Origin of the sequence: Kitasatospora putterlickiae (assembly GCF_039527695.1) — a bacterium.
In the GTDB taxonomy this organism is placed as follows: domain Bacteria; phylum Actinomycetota; class Actinomycetes; order Streptomycetales; family Streptomycetaceae; genus Kitasatospora; species Kitasatospora putterlickiae.
Window position 1 is genome coordinate 2,224 of record NZ_BAAAKJ010000119.1, and the last position, 7,035, is coordinate 9,258.

Below are 7,035 nucleotides of genomic sequence, written 5' to 3' on the forward strand. Positions count from 1 at the left end.
GGGCGGTCCGGGCGGATCGGGGTCGGCCGCCGTCACGGGGCCTCACCGACCGCGCCGACCACCCGGGTACTAGGACAGACCCTGGGGTGGAACGGTTGCCGTACGCGGATCCGTTCCCGGCGGGTCGTGGTGTTGACCTATCGTACGGATCACCCAGCGGTACACCGAGCACCCCCCGACCGAGCGAGCCGTGGCCTGATGCACAAGACCTTGATCGTGACCAACGACTTCCCGCCGAGGCCGGGAGGCATTCAGGCCTTCGTCCACAACATGGCCGTGCGTCAGCCCGCAGGGAGCGTCGTGGTGTACGCCTCCACCTGGCGCGACGGAACCGAGGTGGCGCGCTTCGACGCCGAGCAGCCGTTCCCGGTGATCCGCGACCGGACGAAGGTGATGGTTCCCACACCGCGGGTCACCCGGCGGGCCGCCGAGATCCTGAAGGCCGAGGGCTGCGAGTCGGTCTGGTTCGGCGCCGCCGCCCCGCTCGGCCTGATGGCCCCCGCGCTGCGCCGGGCCGGCGCCGGGCGGCTGCTCGGCATGACCCACGGCCACGAGGCCGCCTGGGCCCAGCTGCCGGCGGCCCGCCAACTGCTGCGCCGGATCGGCACCGGCACCGACGTGCTCACCTACCTCGGCGAGTACACCCGCTCCCGGATCGCCTCCGCCGTCGGCCCGGAGGCCGCCGCGCGGATGGTGCAGCTGCCGCCCGGCGTCGACGAGCGGAGCTTCCACCCGGACTCCGGCGGCGCCGCCGTGCGCGAGCGGCTCGGGCTGGCCGACCGCCCGGTGGTGGTCTGCGTCTCCCGGCTGGTGCCGCGCAAGGGCCAGGACACCCTCATCGAGGCCATGCCGCAGATCCTCGTCGACGTGCCGGACGCCGTGCTGCTGATCGTCGGTGGCGGCCCCTACCGGGCGGACCTGGAGAAGCTGGTGGACGCCCGGGGCGTGCGCTCCGCCGTCCGGTTCACCGGCTCGGTGCCCTGGGAGGAGCTGCCGGCCCACTACGGCGCCGGGGACGTCTTCGCCATGCCCTGCCGCACCCGGCGCGGCGGACTGGACGTCGAGGGGCTCGGCATCGTCTACCTGGAGGCCTCGGCGACCGGGCTTCCGGTGGTGGCCGGGGACTCCGGCGGCGCGCCGGACGCGGTGATCGAGGGCGAGACCGGCTACGTGGTGCCGGGCGGCACGCCCGCCGCGGCGGCCGAGCGGATCGTCCGGCTGCTGAAGGACGAGGAGCTGCGCCGCCGGATGGGCGAGGCCGGGCGGCGCTGGGTGGACCGCTCCTGGCGCTGGGACCTGCTGGCCGGGCGGCTGACCTCGCTGCTGGCCGGCTGACGAACGGGTACGCCGGTGCGGCCCGCCCCATCGTTCAGTGGGTGCGGGCCGCACGGCCGGCTCGGGGGAGCGGGGCCTACTTCCGGTAGATCGCCTCGACGTCGGCCGCGAAGTCCTTCAGCACGACGTTGCGCTTGAGCTTGAGCGAGGGCGTCAGATGACCGCTCTCCTCGGAGAAGACGGTGTCGAGCAGACGGAACTTCTTCACCGCCTCGGCGTGCGAGACGGCCGCGTTGCCGTCGTCCACCGCGCTCTGCAGGGCGGCCAGCAGGTCCCGGTCCTCGCGCAGTTCGGCCACCGTGGCGCCGGCCGGCTTGCCGTTCAGCTCCTTCCACTTGGGGAAGAAGTCCTCGTCGACGGTGATCAGGCAGGCCACGAAGGGCTTGCGGTCGCCGACCACCATGACCTCGCCGACCAGGGCGTGCGCCCGGATCCGGTCCTCGATCACCGCCGGGGCGACGTTCTTGCCGCCCGCCGTGACGATGATCTCCTTCTTGCGGCCGGTGATGGTGAGGTAGCCCTCGTCGTCCAGCGAGCCGAGGTCGCCGGTGGCGATCCAGCCGTCCTTGAGGGTCTCGGCGGTGGCCCGCGGGTTGTTCCAGTAGCCGGTGAAGACGTGCGGGCCCTTGAAGAAGACCTCGCCGTCCTCGGCGATCCGCGCCGAGGCGCCGGGGACCGGCTGGCCGACCGTGCCGATCTTCGGCTTGTCCCACGGGTTGAAGGCGGTGGCCGCGCAGGTCTCGGTCAGGCCGTAGCCCTCCAGCACGGTGAAGCCGATGCCCCGGTAGAAGTGGCCGAGCCGCTCGCCGAGCGGTGCGCCGCCGGAGATCGCGTGGGTGGCCCGGCCGCCGAGCGCGGCCCGCAGCTTGCTGTAGACCAGCTTGTCGAAGACGGCGTGCTTCAGCTTGAGCAGCAGCCCGGCGCCGCCCGCGTCCAGCGCCCGGCTGTAGGCGATCGCGGTGTCGGCCGCCTTGTCGAAGATCTTGCCCTTCCCGTCGGCCTGCGCCTTGGCCCGCGCCGTGTTGTAGACCTTCTCGAACACCCGGGGCACGCCCAGGATCAGGGTCGGCTTGAACGTGGCCAGCTCGGCGGTGACGTCCCGGACGTCGGAGACGTGGCCGAGCTTGATCGGCGCCATCGCCGGGGCGATCTCGACGATCCGGGCGAACACGTGGGCCAGCGGCAGGAAGAGCAGGACCGAGCTCTCCCCGGTGCGGAACAGCGGGGCCAGGCGCTCCACCACGTTGCCGCACTCCGCCAGGAAGTTGCCGTGCGTCAGCTGACAGCCCTTCGGGCGGCCGGTGGTGCCCGAGGTGTAGACGATGGTGGCGATCGAGTCCGGGGTCGCCACCGAGCGGCGCTCGGCGACCGTGGCGTCGGCGACCCCGCGGCCCGACTCGGTCAGCGCGGCGAGCGCGGTGCCCTCGATCTGCCAGGTGTGCCTCAGCTCCGGCAGGCGGTCGCGGACGCCGGCGACCGTCGTGCTGTGCGCGTCGGTCTCGGTGAACACGGCCACCACGCCCGAGTCGCCGAGGATCCACTCGACCTGCTCGGCGGAGGAGGTCTCGTACACCGGCACGGTGATCGCGCCGGCCGTCCAGATCGCGAAGTCCAGCAGCGTCCACTCGTACCGGGTGCGGGACATGACGCCCACCCGGTCGCCCGGCGCGATGCCCGCGGCGATCAGCCCCTTCGCGGCGGCGTGCACCTCCACCAGGAACTGGGCGGCGGTCAGCTCCTGCCACCGGCCGTCCACCTTGCGGCTGAGCACCGCGACGTCGGGGTGCCGCTCGGCGTTCTGGACCACGAGGTCGGAGAGGTTACCGCCGCTCGGTACCTGGTAGAGGGCCGGAAGGCTGAAGTCGAGCAAGACTGCTCCTCGTTCGCGACGCTGCGGGACGGCAGGACGTTACTGCCCGGTAGGCGGCTTCGACCAGGGGGGTCGGCTCCGGTGTTCGAAGTGTCACACCTTGACCCGTCCGACCAGGTCGGGACCGGGTCGTTCGAATGGCACCCTACGGCAGCCCGGAGGTGACCGGCCGGTAGCCGCCGGACCGGCCCCGCGCGGGCCGCCCGGGCCCGTCCCGGGGCGCACCGAAGGAGGGGACGGATCACCGGGCGCGATAGCCTGCTCCGGGCGCACCCGGTCGAGCGGGCTCGGCCGGACCAGCAGCAGGGACGACGCGGAGGGCCATTCCATGGCGGAGCACACCAGGTCGAGCATCACCATCGACGCGACCCCGGCGAAGGTCATGGCCGTGATCGCCGACTTCGCCGCCTACCCGGCCTGGACCGGTGAGGTCAAGGAGATCGAGGTCCTGGAGACCGCGGCGAACGGCCGCGCCGCCCAGGTCCGGCTGCTGCTCGACGCCGGCGCCATCCGCGACGAGCACGTCCTCGCCTACACCTGGGACGGCGACCGCGAGTGCGCCTGGACCCTGGTGCGCAGCCAGATGCTCCGCTCGCTCGACGGCTCCTACACCCTGGCCCCGCTCGGCGCCGACCGCACGGAGGTCACCTACCAGCTGGCCGTCGACGTCAAGATCCCGATGCTCGGCATGATCAAGCGCAAGGCCGAGAAGGTCATCATCGACCGGGCCCTGGCCGGCCTGAAGAAGCGCGTCGAGGACACCGCCGCCGGCAAGGCGCTCTGAGCGCGGCGGCGCGGACGAACGGGGGCGGCACGGCATGACGGCGACACGCACCATCCTGGTCAGCGGCGACCACGCGGCGCCCGCGGTGGCCGCCGCCACCGCCCTGCACGCCGCCCGGCAGGGCCGGCGCACCGTACTGCTGGCGGCCGACGACCCGCACCGCACCCTGGACGCCGCCCTCGGCGTCCGCCTGGAGTCCGGGCCGGCCCCGTTCGCGCCCGGCCTGACCGTCGCCCGGACCGACGAGCAGGCCGCCTTCCGGCACGCCCTCGGCGAGATCGGCGGCCGGCTGAAGCCCGCCCTCGACCTGCTCGGCGCCGACCCGCTCGACCCCGAGGAACTCACCGCCCTCCCCGGCACCGCCCGGCTCGCCCTGCTGCGCGCGCTGCCCGAGGCCGACGCGGACGTCCTGGTGGTGCTCGCCCCGCCGCCCGCCGACCTGATCGCCACCCTCGCGCTGCCGGAACAGCTGGAGCGTTACCTGGACCGGCTGGTCCCCGAACAGCGCCAGGCCGCCCGGGCACTGCGCCCGCTGCTGGCCGGCCTCGCCGGGGTGCCGATGCCCGCCGACTGGCTGTACGAGGCGCGCGGCAAGGCGGTCGGCGCGCTCGCCGCCGCCCGCGCCGCGATCACGGCGCCGGGCACCAGCGTCCGCCTGGTCACCTCGGCCGACGCCCGGCCCTTCGACGAGCTGCGCCGGATCCGCACCGGACTCGCCCTGCACGGCCACCGGCCGGACGCCGTGGTGGTGCACGGCGTGCTGCCGGACGCCGCCGCCGACTCGCCCGACCCCTGGCTGGCCGCCCTGGCCCGCAGCCGCCGGGACGAACTGGCCGCGCTGACCGCCGACTGTGAGGACCTTCCGGTGCTCACCACCGGGCCCGCCGAGGACACCCTGGAGGCCGCCGCCGACCGCCTCTACGGCGCCGGTCCCGGCCCCGAGCCGTGCCCGGCCGGGCCGTGGACCGTCGAGGACCGGCTGGCCTCGGACGGGCTGCTGGTCTGGCACCTCACCCTGCCCGGCGCCGATCGCGCCGACCTCGACCTCGTCCGGCGCGGCGACGAACTGGTGGTCGGCCTCGGCGCCCACCGGCGGGTGCTCACCCTGCCCTCGGCCCTGCGCCGCTGCACCGTCGCCGGCGCGGGCCTGCACGACGGCGTCCTCACGGTCCGCTTCGCCCCCGATCCGGGCCTCTGGCCCAGGTAGTCACCCGCTCGCCTCCGGGGCGCTCCGACCCGGGGCTGTGATTCACCCGCTCGCCTCCGGGGCGCTCTTGTCCGGCGCCGACGGTCGGCGGGCACGACGCCACCTCCTTCGTCGGCGGCTTGGCCCTTCGCTCCTACTCGCCCGCTCGCCTCCGGGGCGCTTCGACCCGGGCCTGAGCCGGTTCCGGGGTCTGCTCGCGGGGCCGGGGCTGACGGCCGGTCCGGTAGCGTCTTGGCGGATGGCCGCGGGTGCGGCCGCCGCTGTCGAGGAGGCGTGCGCGAGATGACCACCACGGACCGGACCGAGCCCACCGCCGAGCAGGACGGGAGCAGGCACCCGTTCGGCCCGGAGCTGGGCCCGCTGGTGGACGAGGTGCGCCGGTTCGCCGCCGTCGTCGGCGAGAAGGCCCAGGAGGCGAGCGCGGAGACCCTGATCTCGCTGGCCGGGCTGGCCGACCGCCTGCGCGAGAAGCAGCCCGAGGTGTACGGCCACCTGGCCGCCGCCGGCACCGGCCTGGCCGCCGCCGGGTCCGAGCTGCTGGCCGCCTACCGGGCCGCCGTGACCGGCCACGAGCACCGCTGGACGGCCGGCGGTCCGACCCGTACCGAGCGGGTGGACCTGGACGACACGCCTGAAGGACCGTCCGACAAGCAGTGAACCCCTGATGTCCCCGGAGTCACGTCCGGGCTTCAACCTGTGATGTGACCGGTGAAAATGTACGACTTTTGAATGGACTAGGCCTAGTTGTTGTCCGATTGTCTTCGGTTAATGTAGGCGGCGGTGTGTACGGGGGCATGGTTGGGCGGTAGCGTTCCGTCCAGCGGGAACGAGTGAATAGCTGAGGGACACATGGCTCTGACCATCGGCGTCGACGTCGGCGGGACCAAGATCGCGGCAGGTGTGGTCGACGAGGCCGGCGAGATCCTGGCCCGGACCAGGGTGCCCACCCCGGCCGACCCGCAGTGGGCGGTCGACGCGATCGCGCAGGCCGTGCGCGAACTCAAGGAGCAGTACCCCGACGTGACCGCGGCCGGCGTCGGCGCCCCCGGTTTCGTCGACCGCAACCGTTCGACGGTGATCTTCGCCCCCAACATCGCCTGGGAGGACGAGCCCCTGCGCGGCCGGATCGAGGAGCTCACCGGCCTGCCCGCGGTCATCGAGAACGACGCCAACTGCGCCGCCTGGGCCGAGTTCCGGTTCGGCGCGGGCGCCGGCCACGAGGACATGGTGCTGATCACCGTCGGCACCGGCATCGGCGGCGGCCTGGTCCTGGACGGCCGGCTGCACCGCGGCCGGTTCGGCGTGGCCGGCGAGATCGGCCACCTCAACATGATTCCGGACGGCCTGCCCTGCGGCTGCGGTGGCAAGGGCTGCTGGGAGCAGTACGGCTCCGGCCGGGCGCTGCGCCGCTACGGCCGCGAGCGCTCCGCCGGCGACCCGCTGCGCGGCAAGCGGATGCTGGAGCTCAACGACGGCGTCGCCGAGACGATCCGCGGCATCCACATCACCCAGGCCGCCGAGGAGGGCGACCCGCTCGCCCTGGAGTGCTACGCGGAGCTGGCCGACTGGCTGGGCCGGGGGATGGCCGACCTCGCGGCGCTCTTCGACCCGGGCGTGTTCGTGCTCGGCGGCGGCGTCTCCGACTCCGGCCGGCTGCTGCTCGACCCGGTCGCCAAGGCGTTCGAGCACTACCTGACCGGCGGGGTGCACCGCCCGCGCGCCCAGGTGGTGCTCGCCTCGACCGGCTCGGCCGCCGGCATCGCCGGCGCGGCCGACCTGGCCCGTACGGTCTGACCGGCACGGTCTGACCCGCGCACGGCTTCCGCGGGCCCCCCCCCC

Annotated in this window: 6 protein-coding genes; 5 read left to right on the forward strand and 1 reads right to left on the reverse strand. The window is 74.1% G+C overall.

Annotation, left to right across the window (positions count from 1 at the left end):
- Positions 1–198 precede the first annotated feature (198 nt).
- A complete protein-coding gene (locus ABD308_RS12400) occupies positions 199–1,335 on the forward strand; it encodes a glycosyltransferase family 4 protein (RefSeq protein ID WP_344332709.1) in 1,137 nt (378 codons plus the stop codon).
- A gap of 76 nt (positions 1,336–1,411) precedes the next feature.
- On the opposite strand, the gene ABD308_RS12405 is transcribed toward ABD308_RS12400, so the two are convergent.
- Positions 1,412–3,205: an AMP-dependent synthetase/ligase gene (locus ABD308_RS12405; RefSeq protein ID WP_344332710.1), complete on the reverse strand. Its 1,794-nt coding sequence runs from the start codon at positions 3,203–3,205 to the stop codon at positions 1,412–1,414.
- Between the two features lie 328 nt (positions 3,206–3,533).
- Between ABD308_RS12405 and ABD308_RS12410 the strand changes: the two genes are divergently transcribed.
- The 4 genes from ABD308_RS12410 (at position 3,534) to ABD308_RS12425 (ending at position 6,990) form a co-directional block, all read left to right on the forward strand.
- The gene (locus ABD308_RS12410) at positions 3,534–3,989 is read left to right on the forward strand and encodes an SRPBCC family protein (RefSeq protein ID WP_344332712.1); all 456 of its coding nucleotides are present in this window, start codon (positions 3,534–3,536) and stop codon (positions 3,987–3,989) included.
- Positions 3,990–4,023: 34 nt separating this feature from the next.
- Positions 4,024–5,196 carry an ArsA family ATPase gene (locus tag ABD308_RS12415; RefSeq protein ID WP_344332714.1) on the forward strand — a complete coding sequence of 391 codons (1,173 nt, stop codon included), beginning with the start codon at positions 4,024–4,026 and terminating at the stop codon, positions 5,194–5,196.
- A gap of 282 nt (positions 5,197–5,478) precedes the next feature.
- Positions 5,479–5,853: a DUF5304 family protein gene (locus ABD308_RS12420; RefSeq protein WP_344332716.1), complete on the forward strand. Its 375-nt coding sequence runs from the start codon at positions 5,479–5,481 to the stop codon at positions 5,851–5,853.
- A 192-nt stretch (positions 5,854–6,045) separates the two neighbouring features.
- A complete protein-coding gene (locus ABD308_RS12425; protein ID WP_344332718.1) occupies positions 6,046–6,990 on the forward strand; it encodes an ROK family glucokinase in 945 nt (314 codons plus the stop codon).
- The last annotated feature ends 45 nt before the right edge of the window (positions 6,991–7,035 follow it).

Coding starts and splice junctions, on each gene's coding strand:
- ABD308_RS12420 (WP_344332716.1), top strand. CDS start 5,479: ATGACCACCACGGACCGGACCGAGCCCACCGCCGAGCAGGACGGGAGC.
- ABD308_RS12410 (WP_344332712.1), top strand. CDS start 3,534: ATGGCGGAGCACACCAGGTCGAGCATCACCATCGACGCGACCCCGGCG.
- ABD308_RS12415 (WP_344332714.1), top strand. CDS start 4,024: ATGACGGCGACACGCACCATCCTGGTCAGCGGCGACCACGCGGCGCCC.
- ABD308_RS12425 (WP_344332718.1), top strand. CDS start 6,046: ATGGCTCTGACCATCGGCGTCGACGTCGGCGGGACCAAGATCGCGGCA.
- ABD308_RS12400 (WP_344332709.1), top strand. CDS start 199: ATGCACAAGACCTTGATCGTGACCAACGACTTCCCGCCGAGGCCGGGA.